Below are 18,211 nucleotides of genomic sequence, written 5' to 3'. Positions count from 1 at the left end.
CCGGCGCAACCTCACTGCTGCGGATCGGCCGCGGGACGACGCTGGGGTTGCGCGCGACGCGGGGTCGCGGACCGACCACGTCCCGCGGGCTCGCGGGCGCGGGACGTGGGTCAGGCGCGGGGGCGCAGCGGTTCGATGGCGGTCCGCAGGCGGGCGATCTCGTCGAACATGGTCTTGGCGGCGGCGACCATGACGTCGTTGGCGACGAGGGTCCCGTCGTCGGCGATCTTCTCCCCGATGAACGGGATGTGGACGGCGTCGACGGCCGGGACCATCCGCAACGTCGTCAGCACGCTGCGCAGCGCGACCGCCGCCCGGGTGCCCGCGGAGACCCCGCCGTAGGACACGATCCCGGCCGGCTTGTAGCGCCACTCGTGGTTGAGGAAGTCGATCGCGTTCTTCAGCGAGCCCGGGTAGGAGCCGTTGTACTCGGGCGTCACGAAGACGTGGGCGTCGCCGCGCGCGACCGTCGCCGACCAGCGCTTCGTGTGCTCGTTCGTGTACTGCGCGCGGACGGGGTGGATCGGCTCGTCGAACATGGGCAGGTCGATCTCGGCCAGGTCGAGCACCTCGACGTCGAAGCCGCCGTGCTCCCTCGCGCGCTCGGCGATCCAGGCCGCGACGGGCGCGCCGACGCGGCCGGGCCGGGTGCTGCCGACGACGATCTGCAGAACGGGCACGGGCTTCCTCTTTCGGGTCGGACGGGGTCAGACGCTCGCGCGGGCGTCGAGCGGGGCGAGGCCGAGGTGGTCGCGCAGCGTCGAGCCGGTGTAGTCGGCCCGGAACGAGCCGCGCTCCTGCAGGATCGGCACGACCTTGTCGGCGAACTCGTCGAGCCCCGTCGGGGTGATGTGCGGGACCAGGATGAACCCGTCCGACGCCCGCTGCTCGACGAACCGCTCCATCTGCTCGGCGACGCTGCTCGGGGTGCCGACGAACGACTGCCGCGACGTCACCTCGGTCATCAGGTCGCGGATCGAGAGGTTGTTCGCTGCTGCCCGTTCGCGCCATTCCCGGGCCGTGGCGAGCGGGTCGCGGTACATCCGGTCGGCGGCGCGGCCCTGCGACACCCGCGGCGTGTCGCCGTCGACGACGAGCGGGTCGATGTCGGGCAGCGGGCCGTCGGGGTCGAGGTGCGAGAGGTCGCGGTTCCACACCTGCTCGAGGAAGCGCAGCGCGGTCTGCCCGCTGACCTGCTGGCGCCGGATCTGCCGGCCGCGCTCCTCGGCCTCGGCCTGCGTGTCCCCGAGCGCGAAGGTGGTGGCGGGCAGGATCTTGAGCTGGTCCTCGGTGCGGCCGTACGCCGCGAGCCGGCGCTTGACGTCGGCGTAGAACGCCTGGCCCGCTTCGAGGCTGCCGTGCCGGGTGAAGATCGCGTCGGCGCTGGCGGCGGCGAACTCGCGGCCCTCGTCGGAGTCGCCGGCCTGCAGCACGACCGGCCTGCCCTGCGGGCTGCGCGGCACCGAGAACCGGCCGCGGATGTCGAACTGGTCGACGTGCACGTCGAACCGGCCGGCGTCGGCGTCGCGCAGGAACTCGCCGGTCGCCTTGTCCGCGACGATCTCGTCGCCGCGCCAGGAGTCGAGCAGCGTCATGACGGTGTCGAGGAACTGTGTAGCGCGCAGGTACCGGTCGCCCTGGGCGAGGTAGCCGCCGCGGCGGAAGTTCTCCCCGGTGAACTTGTCCCACGACGTGACGACGTTCCAGGCCGCGCGCCCACCCGACAGGTGGTCGATCGACGCGAGCCTGCGGGCGACCTCGTAGGGCTCGTTGAACGTCGAGCTGATCGTCGCGGCCAGCCCCAGCTTCTCGGTCACGGCGGCGACGGCGGCGAGGATCGTCGCGTTGTCGGGGCGGCCGACGACGTCGAGGTCGTAGATCGCGCCGTTCTGCTCCCGCAGCCGCAGCCCCTCGGCGAGGAACATGAAGTCGAACCTGGCGCGTTCGGCGGTCTGGGCCATGTGCGCGAACGACGAGAACTCGATCTGGCTGCCCGACTCGGGCTCGCTCCAGACCGTCGTGTTGTTGACGCCGGGGAAGTGCGCGGCGAGGTGCATCTGCCTGCGGCTCATCGGGTGCTCCCTGCACGGTCGCGGACGACGGTGGCGTAGCGGTCGGCGGGCCGGGGCAACCCCAGGAGCCCGCGCAGTGTCGACGCCTCGTAGCCGGTGCGGAACTGGCCCCGGCGTTGCAGCTCGGGGACGAGCCCGCGGGTGACCTGGCGCAGGTCGTCGGGCAGGACCGCGGGGCGGAGCCGGAACCCGGACAGCCCGGCGGTGCGCAGGTCCGCCATGAGGTCGGCGAGTTCGGCCGGCGACCCGGCGAACACCCGGGCGTCGTCGGTGTACGCGGCCACCGAGTCGAGACGGGCCAGCCGGTCACGGGCGGCGCTCGCGTCGTCGTCGAGGACGACGGTGAGGTCGGCCCAGACGTGCACGGTCTCGGCCTCGCGCCCGGCCGCCGCCTGCGCCTCCCGGATCGCGCCGACGGTCGTCCTGGCGTCCGCGGTGTCGCGCGGGGTGACGAAGCCGAGGTCGGCCGACGTCCCGACCAGCGCGAACGGCTCCGCACGGTGCGCGAGCGCGGCCACGATCGGCTGGCCCTGCGGCGGCCGCGGCGTGATCGACGGCCCGCGCACGCTGAAGTGCCGTCCCTCGAAGTCGATGTAGTGCAACCGCTCGCGGTCGACGAACCGGCCGGTCGCCGCGTCGCGGATGATCGCGTCGTCCTCCCAGCTGTCCCACAGCCGGCGGATGACCTCGACGGCGTCGGCGGCCTCGTCGAACAGCTCGGCGAGCAGTTCGTCGCGGTCGGTGGGCAGGGTGCGCCTGCCGAAGAGCTGGGCCTCCTCGGCGCGGCCCGAGACCCGCACCTGCACGCCGCCGCGCCCGCTGCTGACGTAGTCGAGCGTGGCGATCGTCGTCGAGACGTGGAAGGGCTCGGTGTGGGTGACGACGACCGTCGGCAGGATCCCGACGTGCGAGGTCAGCGGCGCGATGCGGGCCGCCAGCATCGACGCGTCGAGCCGCCCGCGGACCTGGTCGGTGCGCGGGTCGAGGGCGAACGCGTCGGCGGACTGCAGGCCGAGCGTGTCGTCCAGCGTCACCAGGTCGAGCAGGCCCTGCTCGGCCTCGGCGACGAGCTCGGCCCAGTAGCCGGCGGTGAACAGGTCGGTGGGCCGGGCCTGCGGCTCGCGCCAGGCGGCGGGATGGCGGCCGGCGCCGTCGAGCAGGACGCCGAGGTGAAGGGGGGTATCGGGCACGGTGAGGCCTTCGGGTCGGGCCGGCAGGGACGCGGGGCGGGGCCGCGCGTCAGAACCCGGCGGGCGATCCGAGGCCGTCGAGCCACAGCCTGCCGACGAGCACGGCCTCGGGACCGGGCAGCGTCGTCGCGACGCGCCTCGTGACCTGCTCCGGGCCGTGCATCACCCCAACATGGCACACGACCGGGCCCAGGTCAGCGTGATCCTGTCCTCGGCCTCTGCGGGAATAACCGGGAACGGTCGTGAGTGGCGTTGGTCGCCATGGCGACCAACGCCACTCACGGGTGGATCGGCGCCAGTGGCCAGCCGCCCGCGGCGAGCCGGGCCCGCACCCTGGCGATGTCCTCGTCCTGCGGCACGGCGTGCGAGATGGTCGCGCACGCCTCGCGGATGGCGTCGGCGGTGGCGGGGTCGCCGGTCTCGGCGAAGTGGTCGGCGACGGCTGTGACGTCGGCGTTGGTGAGCTGGTGTCCCAGCAGCGCGACCAGCGGGAGGTAGTCCTGCTGGGGCAGGCCCTCCGGGTAGCCGGCACGCACCCAGTCGATGATCGACTGCAGGAACGGGGGGAGCGGCATCGGGGTGTCCTTCCGGGATTCTCGGAGCGTGGCGCCGGCTCAGCCGGTGACGACCTCGTAGATGCCGAATGCGATCGCGGCGAGGACCACCGCGAAGCACAGGTACGCGACCGTCTGCCGGGCCGGGGAGGCGGCCACCCGGGCGGTGCCGTCCGTGCCGCTCGTGCGACCCGTGTCGAGCATCGTCACGCCGACGGCGACCAGCGCCGGCAGCCCGGCGCCGAACACCAGACCGAGCAGGAGGATGTTCCCGATCGCGGGCAGGTTGATCCACTGGGTCATCGGGCTGCTCCTCAGGCCGAGGCGGGGGTCGGGGTCTGCTCGCTCGGCGGCACGACGCTGCTGCCCGCCCACTCCTCGTTGACGTTCGACGGGGTGACGGCCGTGCGCCGCGACCGCAGGTAGATCCCGAGCGCGACGGCCGCGAGCACCAGGAACACGACGACGACCCCGGCCGTGCCGCCGATGCCGTCGGCGACGAGGTAGGAGACCGCGCCGACGACGCCCGCGGCGGGCAGGGTGACCAGCCATGCCGTGGCCATCCGGCCCGCCACGCCCCAGCGGACCCGCGCGCCACGCTTGCCCACCCCGCTGCCGAGGATCGAGCCGGTGGCGACGTGCGTCGTCGACAGGGAGTAGCCGAGGCCCGCCGACAGCAGGATCACCGCCGCCGACGACGCCTCGGCGGCCATGCCCTGCGGCGGGTCGATCTCGACGAGGCCCTTGCCCAGCGTGCGGATGACCCGCCAGCCGCCGATGTAGGTGCCGGCGCTGATGGCGATCGCGCAGGCGACGATCACCCACAGCGGCGCCTTCGCCGACGGCGGCAGGCTGCCGCCGGCGATCAGGGCCAGCGTGATGACGCCCATCGTCTTCTGCGCGTCGTTCGTGCCGTGCGCGAGCGACACCATCGACGCCGAGCCGATCTGCGCGTAGCGGAATCCGCGGTCGCGCGCTCCCGTGGCGATCCGGCGGCTGATCCGGTACACGAGCCAGGTGCCGACGGTGGCCACGATCCCGGCGATGACGGGGGAGAGCCCGGCCGGGATGACGACCTTGGACACGAGGTTCTGCCACTGCACGGCGTGGGCGCCCGCCGCCGCGAGCGTGGCGCCGACGACGCCGCCGATCAGCGCGTGCGACGAGCTCGACGGGATGCCGAGGAACCACGTGAGCAGGTTCCAGACGATGCCGCCGGTCAGCCCCGCGAACACGACGGTCGGCGTCACGAGCCGGGTGTCCACCAGGCCGCTCGCGATGGTCGCGGCGACGCTCAGGGACAGGAATGCGCCGACGAGGTTGAGCGCACCGGAGAGCGCGACCGCCGCACGCGGCTTCAGGGCGCCGGTGGCGATGGACGTCGCCATCGCGTTTCCGGTGTCGTGGAACCCGTTCGTGAAGTCGAACGCGAGGGCGGTCACGACCACCAGGACGAGGACAACGGTCACCCGGAAATCGTCCGTCCCCGTTCGGGTGACGTCGATGTCTCACGGCATTTCTGCATCGACCCGACGGGGTGGGTTCACCTGCTGTTCACCTGGCCCGGACGCTTTCCGGAAGAATCCGGAACAATGCCGCCGAGAGAATAGAAAGGCATTTCCGGACAACCATCGCTAACTCGCCGAAGCGGACCCGCGCGGTCCGGGTCCGGTCTCCTCGGCGACGATCTCGACGCGGTCCGGGTAGAACGCCAGGTGGCCCGCGATCGGGGCGACCGACTCGTACGGCTCGCGGTAGGTCCAGGCCGCGTCGGAGACGGTCCCGGCGGCCGTGCTGACGTCGTGGTAGGACGCGTCGCCCTTGTACGGGCAGTACGTCGTGGTGTCGCTGTCGGCGAGCACCGCGGGATCGACGTCGGCGAGCGGCACGTAGTAGACCACCGGGTAGTCGGCCTCCTGCAGGGCGAGCGCACGCGTCGTGCTCGCGACCACGTGCCCGCCCGCCCGTACGACGACGCGGCGGTCGGCCGGCGCGATCGTGATCGGGTGGTCGGGCCCCGGAATCTTCACGGTGCGGGTCATGCGTCCTCCTCGACGGTCCACGGCGCCCTCGCGCCGTACACCGGGTAACCCGCCGCGGCCCGGATCTATTGCCTCTCGAGCGCGTCCGGCCTGTGGACGGCCTCGCCGCCGCTCTTGGCGCTGCGCACCAGGTACTGCGGCTCGTCCGCCGACGCACGGACCGTCCGCCCGCCCGCCTCGGTGTCGGAGGTGATCCGGCGCAGCACCTCGCCCTCGGCCCAGCCGCCGTGGCTCTTCCACCGCACCTTGTCGCCCTTGCGGAACTCCTGGCTCATCGCGGCCTCCTCGTCGGGACGTGGGTCCCCACGCCGTACCCCGGCGACCGGTCGTCCACGCCCGCGTGCCCCGATGGGAGACTCGACGGCCGAGCGGCACGAGCGTGCGACGGACGGGGGACCGCGGTGGGTGATCACGACCCGGCACAGGGCCCGGGACCGACACGGTCCCCGGCGGGCCCGCCGCCCGGACCACCCGGCCCGCACCCCGGCCCCGTGCCCCGGCCGCTGCCGCAGCCGCAGCGGGGGCCGGCCGGACCCGGGTGGCAGGTCCAGCACCGCGCCGAACACGGGCGGCACACCCACGGTCGGTCCGGCCCCTGGACGGGGATGGCCGACCAGCCGATCCCCGCGACGGGCAAGCTGCCGTTCCCGGCCTCCGGTCCGGCCCGCGACGGTTCGGGACTGACGGCACGCGGGCGTCGCAACATCGCGATCGCGGGCGTCGTGCTGCTGGTGGTCGCCGGATCGGTACTGGGCGCGCTCGCCGCGACGGGCGAGCTCGGGTCGGCACCAGCCGTCGTCGGGACCTGGTCGGGCACCTGTGTGCCCAGCCCCGGCGCGGGGACGGTGACGCTGCGTTTCGACGAGGACGGCACCGTCGCGGGCCTGTCGACGCGCCGCGGCGGCGGCCCGACCCGCTGGTCCCTCGACGGCGACGTCCTCGTGCTGACCGACCCCACGCGCCCGCAGGAGCCGCCGCTGCGGCTCGCCGTGACCGAGTCCGACGGCGACACCCTCGTCCTGGCCGGCGACGGCAGTTCCACCGCGCAGAGCCTGCGCTGCAGCTTCACCCGCGCGGGCTGAGCGGCGGGACCGGCTCGGCCGACGACGTCGCGACGCCGGTCATCCGCGCCGGTCGAGCGCCTCCCGGCGGTCGGCAAGGGTCAGCCGCGCGACGAGGACGACGATCAGCGCCAGCAGCACGGCGGTGACGGTGCCCGCGCCGATGTCGAGACCGCCCGCGGCACGGGCCGCGGCACCCCAGTCGGCGAACGACGCGCCGAGCGGCCGGGTCAGCACGTAGGCGATCCAGAACGCCGGGACGGCCCCGAGCCCGAGCCATCGGTGCGCGGCCGCGGGCACGGAGATCGCGACGAGGAAGACCGCCCCGGAGGCGAGGTAGCCCCAGTCGAGCACCGTGGCGGTGAGGTCGCCGACGGCGGTGCCGAGCGCGAAGGTGGCCAGCACCGTCGCCCAGTAGAAGCACTCCCGGCGCCGCGACGTGACGCTGTGGATGGCGAGCGTTCCCTCGCGCAGCCACCAGGCGCCGAGCACGACCCCGAGGCCGACGGCGAACAGCACCGTCGACGTCACGTACGGCATGCCGAGCCCGACGTGCAGCGCGTCGGCGGCCATCGTGCCGAACACGCTCACCATCGTGACGGCCGACCAGTACACCCACGGCACGTAGCGGCGGACGGTGAGCTGAGCCGCCAGCGCGACGACGAGCAGCGCGCCGGCGATCGCCACCGCGACCGGCGGCGCGAGGTGGTGGCCGAGGGTGTCCGACGCCGTCTCCCCGGCGCCCGTCGTGATCACCTTGATGATCCAGAAGGTCGCGGTCACGGCCGGGAGCGCGGTCGCGGTCGCGCGGGCCGGGGCGGTGCCGGCGTCGCCCCGGCTGCTGGTGGGAGCGGTCACCCGCGGGACGTTAGGAGCGGTCCGGCCAGCGTCGGTGGCTCAGCGGGCAAGCCGACGGCAAAACCTCGGGAGTGTGGCGACGGTGACCCCGGCGCGGGCACACTGGGTCGTCCCGGAGGAAGGGGACGGAGTCATGCGCACGGTCCTCAACGTGATCTGGCTGGTGCTGTGCGGTGTGTGGCTGGCCATCGGCTACGCGATCGCGGGCGTCATCTGCTGCCTGTTGATCATCACGATCCCGTTCGGGATCGCCTCGTTCCGGATCGCCAACTACGCGTTGTGGCCCTTCGGTCGTGACCTCGTCCGCCGGCCCGACGCGGGTGCCCCCTCGGTGGTGGGCAACGTGATCTGGTTCATCTTCGCCGGCTGGTGGCTGGCGCTGGGCCACCTCGGGACGGCGATCGCGCTGGCGATCACGATCATCGGAATCCCGTTGGCCTGGGCGAACATCAAGCTGATCCCGGTGTCGCTGGTGCCGCTGGGCCGGATGATCGTGGAGCGGCCCGAGCTGGCCTACCCCGGTTACCGTCCAGCCCAGCCGGCACCGCGCTACTGAGCCCGTACCGCGCCACCGGGTCGTCGGCTACCGGGCCGGCACCGCGGCCGGGCCGAAGAGCGCCTGCTCGAAGTGGGCGGTGTCGAGGTGCTCCGGCACCTCGGCGATCCGCCCGTCGCGCACGGTGAACACCACGCAGTACGAGTTGTCGTAGTCGGCGCCGGTGACCGTCCGGCCGGTCGTGCGCCACTGCGCGACGGCCACGTCGCCGTCCGCGACGATCGACCTCAGGGTCGGGTTCGTCGGCGTGTCCGGGTCGAAACGAGCGACCGCGCGGCTGTAGAAGCCTCCGAAGACCCCGCTCGGGGTGAGCCTGCAGCACGTCGTCGCGGAGATCCGGTACCGGGCCTACGGGCACATGGACGAGATCGCCGCGGCCCGCGACCGGTACGACGCCCGGGACAGGACACCGGTCTGATCGCAGACCCGCCGGTTTCGTAGACCGCTCGTTACACTAAAACGCGACCCAGTCCGTCGCTCCGACGTGCGTCCGCGGGCGTCGAGCCGCACCCTCGAAGTGGAGGGACACATGACCGAAGAGCAGACCGTCGACGTGGTCGTCGTCGGAGCGGGTTTCGCCGGGCTCTACATGCTGCACCGGCTGCGCCGCAGCGGAATGCGCGCCGTCGTGCTCGAGGCCGCCGACGGGGTCGGCGGCACCTGGTACTGGAACCGCTACCCGGGCGCCCGCTGCGACTCCGAGAGCTACTACTACTCCTACTCGTTCGACGACGACCTCCAGCAGGAGTGGACCTGGTCCGAGCGGTACGCCGGGCAGGAGGAGATCCGGCGTTATCTCGACCACGTCGCCGACCGCTTCGACCTGCGGCGCGACATCCGGCTCAACACCCGGGTCACCGCGACGTCGTGGGACGAGGAGGCCGGCCTCTGGAACGTCGGGACCGAGGCGGGCGACACCGTCAGGGGCCGCTACCTCGTGACGGCGGTGGGCTGTCTGTCGTCGGCGAACGTCCCCGACATCCCGGGCCTGGACTCGTTCGAGGGCGACTGGTACCACACCGGGCAGTGGCCGCACGAGAAGGTCGACTTCTCCGGCAAGCGGGTCGGCATCGTCGGCACCGGGTCGACGGGTATCCAGGCCATCCCGGTGATCGCCGCCGAGGCCGCGCACCTGACCGTGTTCCAGCGGACGCCGAACTACAGCATCCCGGCGCGCAACGGCCCCATGTCGCCCGAGGTCTCGGCGAAGATCAAGCAGGAGTACGACCGGATCCGTGCGGTGCAGCGCGCCTCGACCAACGGCCACCCGTTCCTGATCAACGAGACCTCCGCGCTCGCCGTCGACGACGACGTGCGCACCGCGACCTACGAGTCGGCATGGGAGTTCGGCGGCCTGCGGTTCCGCGCCACCTACGCGGACCTGCTGGCGGACAAGGCCGCCAACGACACGGCGTCGGACTTCATCCGGAACAAGATCCGCGAGATCGTCAAGGACCCGGAGGTCGCCGAGCGGTTGCTGCCCAAGGACCACGGCTTCGCGACGAAGCGCCCGCCGATCGACACCGAGTACTTCGAGACCTACAACCGCGACAACGTCACGCTCGTCGACGTCCGGGCCACGCCGATCCAGGAGATCACCCCGACGGGCATGCGCACGAGCGAGCACGAGTACCCGCTCGACTGCATCGTGTTCGCGACGGGCTTCGACGCGCTGACGGGCCCGTTGCTGCGCATGAACATCCGCGGCCGCGACGGTGTCGCCCTGCGCGACCGCTGGGCCGAGGGGCCCAAGACCTACCTGGGTCTGCAGGTCGCCGGCTTCCCCAACATGTTCACGATCACCGGGCCGGGCAGCCCGTCGGTGCTCACCAACATGCCGACGTGCATCGAGCAGCACGTCGAGTGGATCATCGACTGCCTGGAGCACATGCGGGACAAGGGTCTCGACCGGGTCGAGACGACCGAGGACGCGGAGCGCGAGTGGGGTGCCGAGGTCGCCCGCGCCGCCGATCGCACTCTCCTGCCGCAGGCGTCGACGTCGTGGTACCTGGGCGCCAACGTGCCGGGCAAGCCGCGCGTCTTCATGCCCTACGCGGGCGGCATGGCGAACTACGCGAAGACGTGCGAGGAGGTCGCGGTGCGCGGCTACGACGGGTTCGTGATGACCTGATCACGACGGGTGCGGATACGGCCGCGTGGGTACGGAGATGTTTCCCGTGCCCACGCGGCCGTTGATATCGGAACTATTTCGGCTGCGCAGTCCGATGTACTTCCCCGCATCGGCCGGCGCCAAACATTTCCGTGGAGCACCTCACAGAATTTCTGTGTTTTCGCAGGTCGGGGACTCACGGGGGCTGCACGTCGGCAATTCGGTTGTTACCTTGGATCACCATGTTGGCGCGAGACGAGGACACCGATCATCCCGCCAGTCCGCCACCCGTCGTGGTCATCTCGGCCCCGACGGTCGACGACGGCGTCGAGTGCTCCCGGCTGGCCGCCGAGTCGAAGGTGCTGGACCTGAACTCGCGGTACGCCTACCTGCTGTGGTGCCGCGACTTCGGCGCGACCTCGGTCGTCGCGCGGCTCGGCCACGAGGACAACCCGCCGATCGGGTTCGTCACCGGCTACCGCAGGCCGGACGCCCCCTCCACCCTCGTGGTCTGGCAGGTCGCCGTCGACGCCGAGGCGAGGGGCCTGGGCGTCGCAGGCCGCATGCTCGACGCCCTCGCCGAGCGGGTGCCCGACATCGACCACCTCGAGACCACCATCACGCCCGACAACGAGGCGTCCGAGCGGCTGTTCACGGCGTTCGCCGAGCGCCGGGGCGCGCCCGTCGCCAGGACCGAGCTGTTCTCCGCCGACCAGCTCGGCGCCGATCACGAGCCGGAGATCCTCCACCGGATCGGGCCGTTCGCGGCCTGAGCGCACCACCCGGGGCGGCCGCACACCGCCGCCCGGAACGGTACCCCATCCCCACGGCCGTTCCCCGACATCGCCCGACCGTGACTCCCCTCGGAGACGCGGCATCGTGATCGCGACGATCCCCATCGCGATCCCACCGCGACGGCACCGCAGCCGCGCGGCGTTTCCGATCCGACGGCAGAGATTCGACAGCAGATGACCACGACCGATCCGACGAAGACGACCGCCCTGACGACACCGACGACCGACGACCACGTGATCGACACGACCGTAGGGACTGCAATGCTCGAGACGCCCACCGCCGGAACCACTCGCCGCGCTCCCGGAGCCCGATCCGAGACCGTCTTCGGTGAGCTGGAGTCCGAGGTCCGCAGCTACTGCCGGAACTGGCCCGTCGTCTTCGACACCGCGCGCGGGAGCCGCCTCACCGACGTCGACGGCCGCTCCTACCTCGACTTCTTCGCGGGCGCCGGTGCCCTCAACTACGGGCACAACCCGCCCGCGCTGAAGAAACCGCTGATCGACTACCTGACGCGCGACGGCGTCACCCACGGCCTGGACATGTACACCACGGCCAAGGGCGAGTTCCTCGAGACGTTCCGCGACCTGGTGCTCGAACCGCGCAACCTCGACTACCGGATCCAGTTCCCGGGTCCGACCGGCGCCAACGCGGTCGAGTCGGCGCTCAAGCTGGCGCGCAAGGTCACCGGCCGGGAAGCGATGATCAACTTCACCAACGCCTTCCACGGGATGACGCTGGGCGCGCTCTCGGTGACCGGCAACTCCATGAAACGCGGCGGTGCGGGCGTGCCGCTGGTGCACGCGACGCCGATGCCGTTCGACAACTACTTCGACGGGACCGTCCCGGACTTCCTCTGGTTCGAGCGGCTGCTGCAGGACCAGGGCTCGTCGCTCAACGAGCCGGCGGGCGTGATCGTCGAGACCGTGCAGGGCGAGGGCGGGATCAACCCGGCCCGCATCGAGTGGCTGCAGGGCCTCGCCGAGTTGTGCAAGAAACACGGGATGCTGCTGATCGTCGACGACGTGCAGATGGGCGTCGGACGGACCGGCCCGTTCTTCTCCTTCGAGATCGCGGGGATCGAGCCCGACATCGTCACCGTCTCGAAGTCGATCTCCGGTTACGGGCTGCCGATGGCGCTCGTGCTGATCAAGCCGGAGATCGACCAGTGGAGCCCCGGCGAGCACAACGGCACGTTCCGCGGCCACAACCCCGCGTTCGTGACGGCCACCGCGGCGTTGCGCGAGTTCTGGTCCGACGACGCGCTGGAGCGCTCGACGCTGGCCAAGGGCGAGCACGTCGACGAGGCGTTCACCAGGATCGCCACCGACAACGCCGAGGCCGGCATCACCGTCAAGGGCCGTGGGCTGGCCCGCGGCCTGCAGTTCGAGCAGCCCGAGCAGGCGGCCAAGGTCTGTGCCGCGGCCTTCGAACGTGGTCTGCTGATGGAGACATCCGGCCCGCTCAGCGAGGTCATGAAGGTGCTGCCCCCGCTGACCGTCAGCGACGACGAGCTCGACGAGGGACTCACCGTCATCGCCGAGTCGGTCCGCACCGTGGTGAAGGGAGCCTGACCGTGATCGTCCGGACGCTGGATGAGATCACCGACACCGACCGCGACGTCAAGACGCCCAACTGGCGCAGCAAGCGCATCGTGCTGGCGGGCGACGGCGTCGGGTTCTCCGTCCACGAGACCGTGCTCGACGCGGGCACGATCAACGACTTCTGGTACGCCAACCACATCGAGGCCGTGTTCGTCACCGAGGGCGAGGGCGAGCTCTACGACAAGGACAACGACGTCACCTACCAGCTCGGACCGGGCTCGATCTACGTGCTCAGCGGCAACGAGCGTCACCAGCTGCGGCCGCGCACCGAGATGCGGACCGTCTGCGTGTTCAACCCGCCGGTCACCGGGCGGGAGGTGCACGACGAGAACGGCGTGTACCCGCTGATCAGGATCGAGCCCGACGAGACGGCCGCCGCCGCGCAGGCCGAGGTGCAGAAGACGAGAGTCGAGGAGGCGAGCTGAATGACTGCCGTCACCGGCAGTGACCGACGGACCGACGACCGCTACTACACCCGGATCGCGAGTACCCCCGCGCTGATCGAGCGCGCCGAGCCCACGGTGTGGGGCGGCCCCGAGGGCGGGATGTTCGGCGCTCAGGAGCTGGAGGCGCACGAGCGCGACGGGTTCGTCCAGGTGCCCCAGCTGCTCACGGCCGAGGAGGTCGCGGGTTACGCGGCCGAGCTCGACCGGCTGGCGACGGATCCGGCCGTGCGCGGGGACGAGCGCTGCATCGTCGAGAAGTCGTCGAACGAGGTGCGGTCGATCTTCGAGGTCCACCGCATCAGCGACGCGATCGCGCGGTTGGTCGCCGACGAGCGCGTGGCGGGCCGGGCCCGGCAGATCCTGGGCTCGGACGTCTACGTCCACCAGAGCCGGATCAACTACAAGCCCGGCTTCGGCGGCGGCGGCTTCTACTGGCACTCCGACTTCGAGACCTGGCACGCCGAGGACGGGATGCCGCTGCCGCGCGCGGTCAGCTGCTCGATCTCGCTCACGGAGAACTTCGCCTACAACGGCTGTCTCATGATCATGCCGGGGTCGCACCGGACGTTCGTGTCCTGCGTCGGCGAGACGCCGGAGGACCACTACCGGGCGTCGCTGAAGGAGCAGGAGATCGGCACCCCGGATCCGGACAGCCTCACCGCGCTGGCCGACCGGCACGGCATCGCGATGCTCACCGGCGCGGCCGGGTCGGCGACGTTCTTCGACTCGAACTGCATGCACGGCTCGTCGGACAACATCTCGCCGTACCCGCGGTCGAACATCTTCGTGGTGTTCAACAGCGTCGAGAACACCAGCGTCGAGCCGTTCTACGCACCGGCCCGCCGTCCGGACTTCATCGGGGCCCGGGACTTCACGCCGGTCCCGCGCTGACCCGGCCCGCCACCTCGCCGGTCCCGCCCTGCCCCGGGCGGGCCCGGCACGCCCCCTACACCGGATGTTCGGCGTCGACGGGGGTGACCATCGGCACGACCGGCGTGAGCTCCGGACGCTTGGGCAGGTAGCCGTCGCCGATCGCGATACCGCGCAGCCGCTTGCGGACGTAGGGCATGACGTGGTCGCGGAACCACACGAGATCCGACTGCTGGCGCGCCCGCCAGCGCGGCGCCTCGGCCGCAGGCCACGGCGTGCGCCAGTCGGCCGGCACCGGCTCGCCGAGGACCTCCAGCACGCGCAGCGCGACGCGCTCGTGGGCCTCGGGCGTCAGGTGCAGCCGGTCCAGGCTCCACGCCCGCGGGTCGGCCAGCACGTCCATGGCCCACAGGTCGACGACGCGGCAGCCGTGCCGTTCGGCGCTCGCCCGCATCAGCTCGTTGTAGCAGGCGACCCGGCCGCGCAGCCGGCGCAGCAGCAGGTGCATCTTGCGCAGGTCGAACCCCGTGAAGATCAGCACCTCGGCGCCGGTGGCCACCAGCCGGGCCAGTGCCGCGTCGAAGCGCGCGGCGAGGTCGTCGGTGTCGCAGTGGAAGCCGATGATGTCGTTGCCGCCCGCACAGAACGTGATCAGGTCGGGCCGCAGCCGTTCCGCCACCGGGATCTGGTCCTCGACGATCTGGTCGAGCAGCTTCCCGCGCACGGCAAGGTTCGCGTAGGAGAAGTCCGGACGGCCCGCGGCCAGGCGCTCGGCGACCCGGTCGGCCCAGCCTCGCGGCGAGCCGTCGTCCCACAGGTCGTCGAGACCTTCGGTGAAGCTGTCGCCGATGGCGACGAACGTGTTCCTGGCGCGCATGGCAACCCCCTCGATCAAAACTGCGCTGCGCCACCGTCCACGCCCGGGCGTCGTTCACCCGCGCGTCATCCCACGGTCGGGTGGTGCAAGCCTAAGGATCACCCGACGGCCCGGCTCACGCCAGAGGGGTGATGGGATCGCCGCAATAGGGCACCCTTACCTATGTGACCGCTCCTCGTACGCCCGTCGAGCCGACCCTGCGCGAGATCCTCGGTGGCCGGCACGGCGCCGTCGACGCGACGCTGCCCGCGGGCGCGTTCGTCGTCGGCTGGCTCGTCGCGCAGGCCCTGGGCAGCACGTCCGCCGTCGCCGTGGGTGGCGCGGCGGCGGTCGTCGTCGCCGGTGTCGTCGCCACCTACCGGCTGGCGCGCGGACACCGGCCCCGGTCGGTGCTGCTCGGGCTGCTGCCCGTCGCCGTCGCGGTGGCCGTGGCGGTCGCGACCGGACGGGCCGTCGACTTCTTCCTGGTCCAGATCGTGAGCAACGCCGGCAGCGCGCTGGCGTTCGCGGTCTCGATCGTGATCCGCTGGCCGCTGCTGGGGGTCGTCGTCGGACTCGTCCTCGGCCGGAAGACGCGCTGGCGCCGGGATCCGGACCTGCTGCGCGCCTACGGCCGGGCCAGCTGGGTGTGGGTGGGCCAGTACCTCGTGCGGCTCGTGGTGTTCCTGCCGCTGTACGCCGCGGACCAGGTCGTCGCGCTCGGGATCGCCCGCGTCGCGCTGACCTGGCCGCTGGTGGCGGCGTGCGTGGCGCTGTCGTGGGTCGTCGTGAAGCGGTCGTTGCCCGCCGATCATCCGGGGCTGTTGCACCCCGTCGCCCCGGGAACGCCGGTTCGCCCGAATGATCACGGAGAGTCGTGACGCGGACACCCGCGTGCGCAAGATCGGTTACGGCTCGGTATTCCGCGGCAGAGCCGGGCAGCGTAATCCCGTTCCCGCAGCTCGGAGCGCCGGATCCTTGCGGGGCCACACAAGATGACCTTGGTGGCGACGCGACGGCGACCGTGGGAGCGAACGGCGCAGCGGACGTGATCCGGATGGATCGCGTCTGGCCGAGTGAAACTAGGCGAACGGCGTGAAATCACGCAACGTGCGCAGGCGTGTCGCCGACGTAATCCCCATGGAACGTGTTAGTGAAGCCGATCTTCGATTCGTCCGCTTGCATTGCGACTACCTGCGGCGCACTGGCGCCCGCCCGGCAACGATCCGGCACCGCCGCGGATGCCTGATGAGGCTGATGACACACCTCGACGGCCCGCTGCTCGATGTAACACCCGACGCCCTCGACCGGTGGCAGTCCTCGCTCCGCGTCTCGATGAGCTCCATCGCGACGTACACCAACCACGTCGTGGCCTTCTATCGCTGGATGGTCGAGGCCGGGCATCTCGACATCGACCCCGCGAGTCGTCTACCCAGGCCGCGGATCGAGAGCCGCAGCGCGCGGCCGATCCCGCAGGCCGACCTCAAGCTCGCCCTGGAGTGCGCACCCGAGCCGATGTTCACGTGGCTCGTCCTGTCCGCCTACATGGGCCTGCGGGCGATGGAGGTCGCGCAGATCCGGAACGAGGACGTCGCCGACATCGACGGACGCCTGGTGCTCTCCGGGATCGGGAAGGGTGGCAAGGCCTACCGGCTGCCCGTACCGAAGGGTGTCGACCCGATCCTGCGCAAGCACCTCGGCGTCCGGAGCGGCCCGCTGTGGCGCACTGCGCGCGGCACGCCTATCAGGGCGGACTACCTGTCGCACCTCGTCGCGCAGTACTTCGAGTCGATCGGGATGACGTACACCCTGCACTGGTGCCGGCACTTCTTCGGCACGACCGCCTACCGGCAAACCCGGGACCTGCTCCTCACCCAGGAGCTGATGCGCCACTCCAGCCCCTCGTCGACGCGGCTCTACATTGCCTCGTCGACGGCGCAGCACGCAGCTGCGCTCGATCGGCTCTCGAGGAGTCTCGCGCCGAGAGGCCCACGCGGGCCAGGCGGCCCCGACGGTCTCGGGCAGGTGTCATGAGCGGGCTACTCGTCGGCCTCGGCTGCGTCGCGCATCGCGCGAAGGTTGGCACGCAGCTCGGCGCGGACGCGCTCGACGTCCCACCGCATGTGGCCGCCGACGGTTCGAAAGTCCGGCTCGATGAGCCCGTCCTTCGCCCACTGCTGGAGGCTGCGCATCGAGACGCCGAGCGCGCGGGCGGCTTCGCCGGTGGAGACGTAGGGCACGACGTCGCACGGTGGTGTGCGTCGTGCGCATTCCGGTGCGATTCTGCGCGTTTTTCCGCGATCTTCTGCACTCTGTTCGCGCCTGCGAACCGAGGCACGTAGGAGCAGGCGGGCCCGGCACGACGGTGCAACGCCGGCCGGGCCCTCGACCCCCCTGGGAGGGGCCGTGAGCAAACCGTACGACCAGCGCACAGCCGACTACGAAGTCCACCTGACGACCGGCGGGCTCACGCTCGCCGGGGCCGTCGCGCTCGCCGAGAACCTCGCGTGCGAGCACGGCGGCACGGCCGAGGTCTGGCGGCGGCGAGCAGCACGTTGGCGGGACCGCCGGCGTATCGAGACGTTCCGGGGTCCGTCGCGATGAGCTGCGCCAGTCGGGGGTGCCGCCGCCAGGTCGAGGTTGCCGTCGTCGGAGGGACCGTCGCGTTCCTGGTCTGCGGCCAATGTGCCGCGGGAGCGATGCGGCTCGGCGGCGTCAGGCTGGTCGTTCTGCATCGGCTGCCGCAGGCCTCGGCGCCGCGGCCGCGGGTCCTGGACGGGTGAGCCGCGGCCGCGGGGCGTAACGGATTGATCGCACGGAGCGACTGATCGTTCGTGCGTCGTGTCCTGCTCGTCCTCGTCGCCGCGCTGGCGCCGCTCGTGCTTGCCGGTTGCAGCAACACCCCTGCCGAGGACGCCTTCCTGGCGCAGGTGCAGCGTGACGGCAGCGAGATTGAGCTCAGCGACCCAGGCAAGCACCTCGAGCAGGGGCACGCCCTGTGTGATGGTGCGGCGAAGCTCAAGACCGCCGACCGAGACACGATCATGTATATGACAGCTCGGCAGATGGGCTGGCTCACCGACTACTACGCGGCAAAGGCGCACCTCTGCCCCGAGCTGTTCCCGTCGCAGTAGGAACACATACAGCGCCCCCGCCATCCCCTTGAGGAGGGATGGCGGGGGCGCTGGTGTTGGGGAGCG

Annotated in this window: 23 protein-coding genes; 11 read left to right on the top strand and 12 right to left on the bottom strand. The window is 71.6% G+C overall.

Annotation, left to right across the window (positions count from 1 at the left end; genetic code table 11):
* Positions 1-110: 110 nt before the first annotated feature.
* The 8 genes from PSED_RS29330 to PSED_RS29295 form a co-directional block, all read right to left on the bottom strand.
* Positions 111-680 (bottom strand): NADPH-dependent FMN reductase, encoded by a 570-nt coding sequence (locus tag PSED_RS29330; protein ID WP_013677862.1) that lies wholly within the window; start codon positions 678-680, stop codon positions 111-113.
* A gap of 27 nt (positions 681-707) precedes the next feature.
* A complete protein-coding gene (locus PSED_RS29325; RefSeq protein ID WP_013677861.1) occupies positions 708-2,072 on the bottom strand; it encodes an NtaA/DmoA family FMN-dependent monooxygenase in 1,365 nt (454 codons plus the stop codon).
* A complete protein-coding gene (locus PSED_RS29320) occupies positions 2,069-3,262 on the bottom strand; it encodes an LLM class flavin-dependent oxidoreductase (protein ID WP_013677860.1) in 1,194 nt (397 codons plus the stop codon). The genes PSED_RS29325 and PSED_RS29320 overlap by 4 nt, the downstream gene beginning before the upstream one ends.
* A 278-nt stretch (positions 3,263-3,540) precedes the next feature.
* Positions 3,541-3,837, bottom strand: coding sequence for a DUF3349 domain-containing protein (locus PSED_RS29315; protein WP_013677859.1), 297 nt, complete (start codon positions 3,835-3,837; stop codon positions 3,541-3,543).
* 39 nt (positions 3,838-3,876) lie between these two features.
* Positions 3,877-4,119 (bottom strand): hypothetical protein, encoded by a 243-nt coding sequence (locus tag PSED_RS29310; protein ID WP_013677858.1) that lies wholly within the window; start codon positions 4,117-4,119, stop codon positions 3,877-3,879.
* 11 nt (positions 4,120-4,130) lie between these two features.
* Positions 4,131-5,285 carry an inorganic phosphate transporter gene (locus PSED_RS29305; RefSeq protein WP_013677857.1) on the bottom strand — a complete coding sequence of 385 codons (1,155 nt, stop codon included), beginning with the start codon at positions 5,283-5,285 and terminating at the stop codon, positions 4,131-4,133.
* 165 nt (positions 5,286-5,450) lie between these two features.
* On the bottom strand, positions 5,451-5,858 hold the full coding sequence (locus PSED_RS29300; RefSeq protein WP_013677856.1) for a DUF427 domain-containing protein: 408 nt from the start codon (positions 5,856-5,858) through the stop codon (positions 5,451-5,453).
* Between the two features lie 65 nt (positions 5,859-5,923).
* On the bottom strand, positions 5,924-6,133 hold the full coding sequence (locus PSED_RS29295; RefSeq protein WP_013677855.1) for a hypervirulence associated TUDOR domain-containing protein: 210 nt from the start codon (positions 6,131-6,133) through the stop codon (positions 5,924-5,926).
* 330 nt (positions 6,134-6,463) lie between these two features.
* Here PSED_RS29295 and PSED_RS29290 point away from each other — a divergent pair, with 330 nt between their 5' ends.
* Complete coding sequence (locus tag PSED_RS29290) at positions 6,464-6,940, top strand: hypothetical protein (protein WP_013677854.1); 477 nt, start codon at positions 6,464-6,466, stop codon at positions 6,938-6,940.
* A gap of 39 nt (positions 6,941-6,979) precedes the next feature.
* Here PSED_RS29290 and PSED_RS29285 read toward each other — a convergent pair whose 3' ends face one another.
* The gene (locus PSED_RS29285) at positions 6,980-7,777 is read right to left on the bottom strand and encodes a COG4705 family protein (RefSeq protein ID WP_013677853.1); all 798 of its coding nucleotides are present in this window, start codon (positions 7,775-7,777) and stop codon (positions 6,980-6,982) included.
* A gap of 133 nt (positions 7,778-7,910) precedes the next feature.
* Here PSED_RS29285 and PSED_RS29280 point away from each other — a divergent pair, with 133 nt between their 5' ends.
* Positions 7,911-8,333, top strand: a complete 423-nt coding sequence (locus PSED_RS29280; RefSeq protein WP_041762753.1) for a YccF domain-containing protein — start codon at positions 7,911-7,913, stop codon at positions 8,331-8,333.
* A gap of 27 nt (positions 8,334-8,360) precedes the next feature.
* Here the strand turns inward: PSED_RS29280 and PSED_RS35420 are convergent, their stop codons facing one another.
* Entirely contained in the window at positions 8,361-8,669 is a 309-nt protein-coding gene (locus tag PSED_RS35420; RefSeq protein ID WP_083845326.1) for a nuclear transport factor 2 family protein, read from the bottom strand.
* 193 nt (positions 8,670-8,862) lie between these two features.
* Here PSED_RS35420 and PSED_RS29270 point away from each other — a divergent pair, with 193 nt between their 5' ends.
* The 5 genes from PSED_RS29270 to thpD all read left to right on the top strand — a co-directional run bounded on the left by PSED_RS29270 (position 8,863) and on the right by thpD (position 14,176).
* The gene (locus PSED_RS29270; RefSeq protein ID WP_013677851.1) at positions 8,863-10,464 is read left to right on the top strand and encodes a flavin-containing monooxygenase; all 1,602 of its coding nucleotides are present in this window, start codon (positions 8,863-8,865) and stop codon (positions 10,462-10,464) included.
* A 221-nt stretch (positions 10,465-10,685) separates the two neighbouring features.
* Entirely contained in the window at positions 10,686-11,216 is a 531-nt protein-coding gene (gene ectA / locus PSED_RS29265; RefSeq protein ID WP_013677850.1) for a diaminobutyrate acetyltransferase, read from the top strand.
* A 282-nt stretch (positions 11,217-11,498) separates the two neighbouring features.
* Entirely contained in the window at positions 11,499-12,809 is a 1,311-nt protein-coding gene (gene ectB, locus PSED_RS29260) for a diaminobutyrate--2-oxoglutarate transaminase (RefSeq protein WP_143771077.1), read from the top strand.
* A gap of 2 nt (positions 12,810-12,811) precedes the next feature.
* On the top strand, positions 12,812-13,264 hold the full coding sequence (locus PSED_RS29255; RefSeq protein ID WP_013677848.1) for an ectoine synthase: 453 nt from the start codon (positions 12,812-12,814) through the stop codon (positions 13,262-13,264).
* A complete protein-coding gene (gene thpD / locus PSED_RS29250) occupies positions 13,265-14,176 on the top strand; it encodes an ectoine hydroxylase (protein WP_013677847.1) in 912 nt (303 codons plus the stop codon).
* A 55-nt stretch (positions 14,177-14,231) separates the two neighbouring features.
* On the opposite strand, the gene PSED_RS29245 is transcribed toward thpD, so the two are convergent.
* Positions 14,232-15,032: an SGNH/GDSL hydrolase family protein gene (locus PSED_RS29245; RefSeq protein ID WP_013677846.1), complete on the bottom strand. Its 801-nt coding sequence runs from the start codon at positions 15,030-15,032 to the stop codon at positions 14,232-14,234.
* Positions 15,033-15,196: 164 nt separating this feature from the next.
* On the opposite strand from PSED_RS29245, the gene PSED_RS29240 reads away from it, so the two are divergent.
* Both PSED_RS29240 and PSED_RS29235 read left to right on the top strand, forming a co-directional pair.
* Positions 15,197-15,892, top strand: a complete 696-nt coding sequence (locus PSED_RS29240; RefSeq protein ID WP_013677845.1) for a DUF3159 domain-containing protein — start codon at positions 15,197-15,199, stop codon at positions 15,890-15,892.
* Between the two features lie 367 nt (positions 15,893-16,259).
* Entirely contained in the window at positions 16,260-17,045 is a 786-nt protein-coding gene (locus tag PSED_RS29235) for a tyrosine-type recombinase/integrase (protein WP_013677844.1), read from the top strand.
* A 5-nt stretch (positions 17,046-17,050) separates the two neighbouring features.
* Here the strand turns inward: PSED_RS29235 and PSED_RS29230 are convergent, their stop codons facing one another.
* Positions 17,051-17,251 carry a MerR family DNA-binding transcriptional regulator gene (locus tag PSED_RS29230; RefSeq protein WP_013677843.1) on the bottom strand — a complete coding sequence of 67 codons (201 nt, stop codon included), beginning with the start codon at positions 17,249-17,251 and terminating at the stop codon, positions 17,051-17,053.
* A 166-nt stretch (positions 17,252-17,417) separates the two neighbouring features.
* Here PSED_RS29230 and PSED_RS29225 point away from each other — a divergent pair, with 166 nt between their 5' ends.
* Both PSED_RS29225 and PSED_RS29220 read left to right on the top strand, forming a co-directional pair.
* Positions 17,418-17,615, top strand: coding sequence for a hypothetical protein (locus tag PSED_RS29225; RefSeq protein ID WP_013677842.1), 198 nt, complete (start codon positions 17,418-17,420; stop codon positions 17,613-17,615).
* A 230-nt stretch (positions 17,616-17,845) separates the two neighbouring features.
* Positions 17,846-18,145: a DUF732 domain-containing protein gene (locus tag PSED_RS29220; protein WP_013677840.1), complete on the top strand. Its 300-nt coding sequence runs from the start codon at positions 17,846-17,848 to the stop codon at positions 18,143-18,145.
* Positions 18,146-18,211: the final 66 nt, after the last annotated feature.

It is taken from the genome of Pseudonocardia benzenivorans CB1190 (assembly GCF_000196675.2).
GTDB lineage: Bacteria > Actinomycetota > Actinomycetes > Mycobacteriales > Pseudonocardiaceae > Pseudonocardia > Pseudonocardia benzenivorans.
This window is presented reverse-complemented; position numbering and strand designations above follow the sequence as displayed.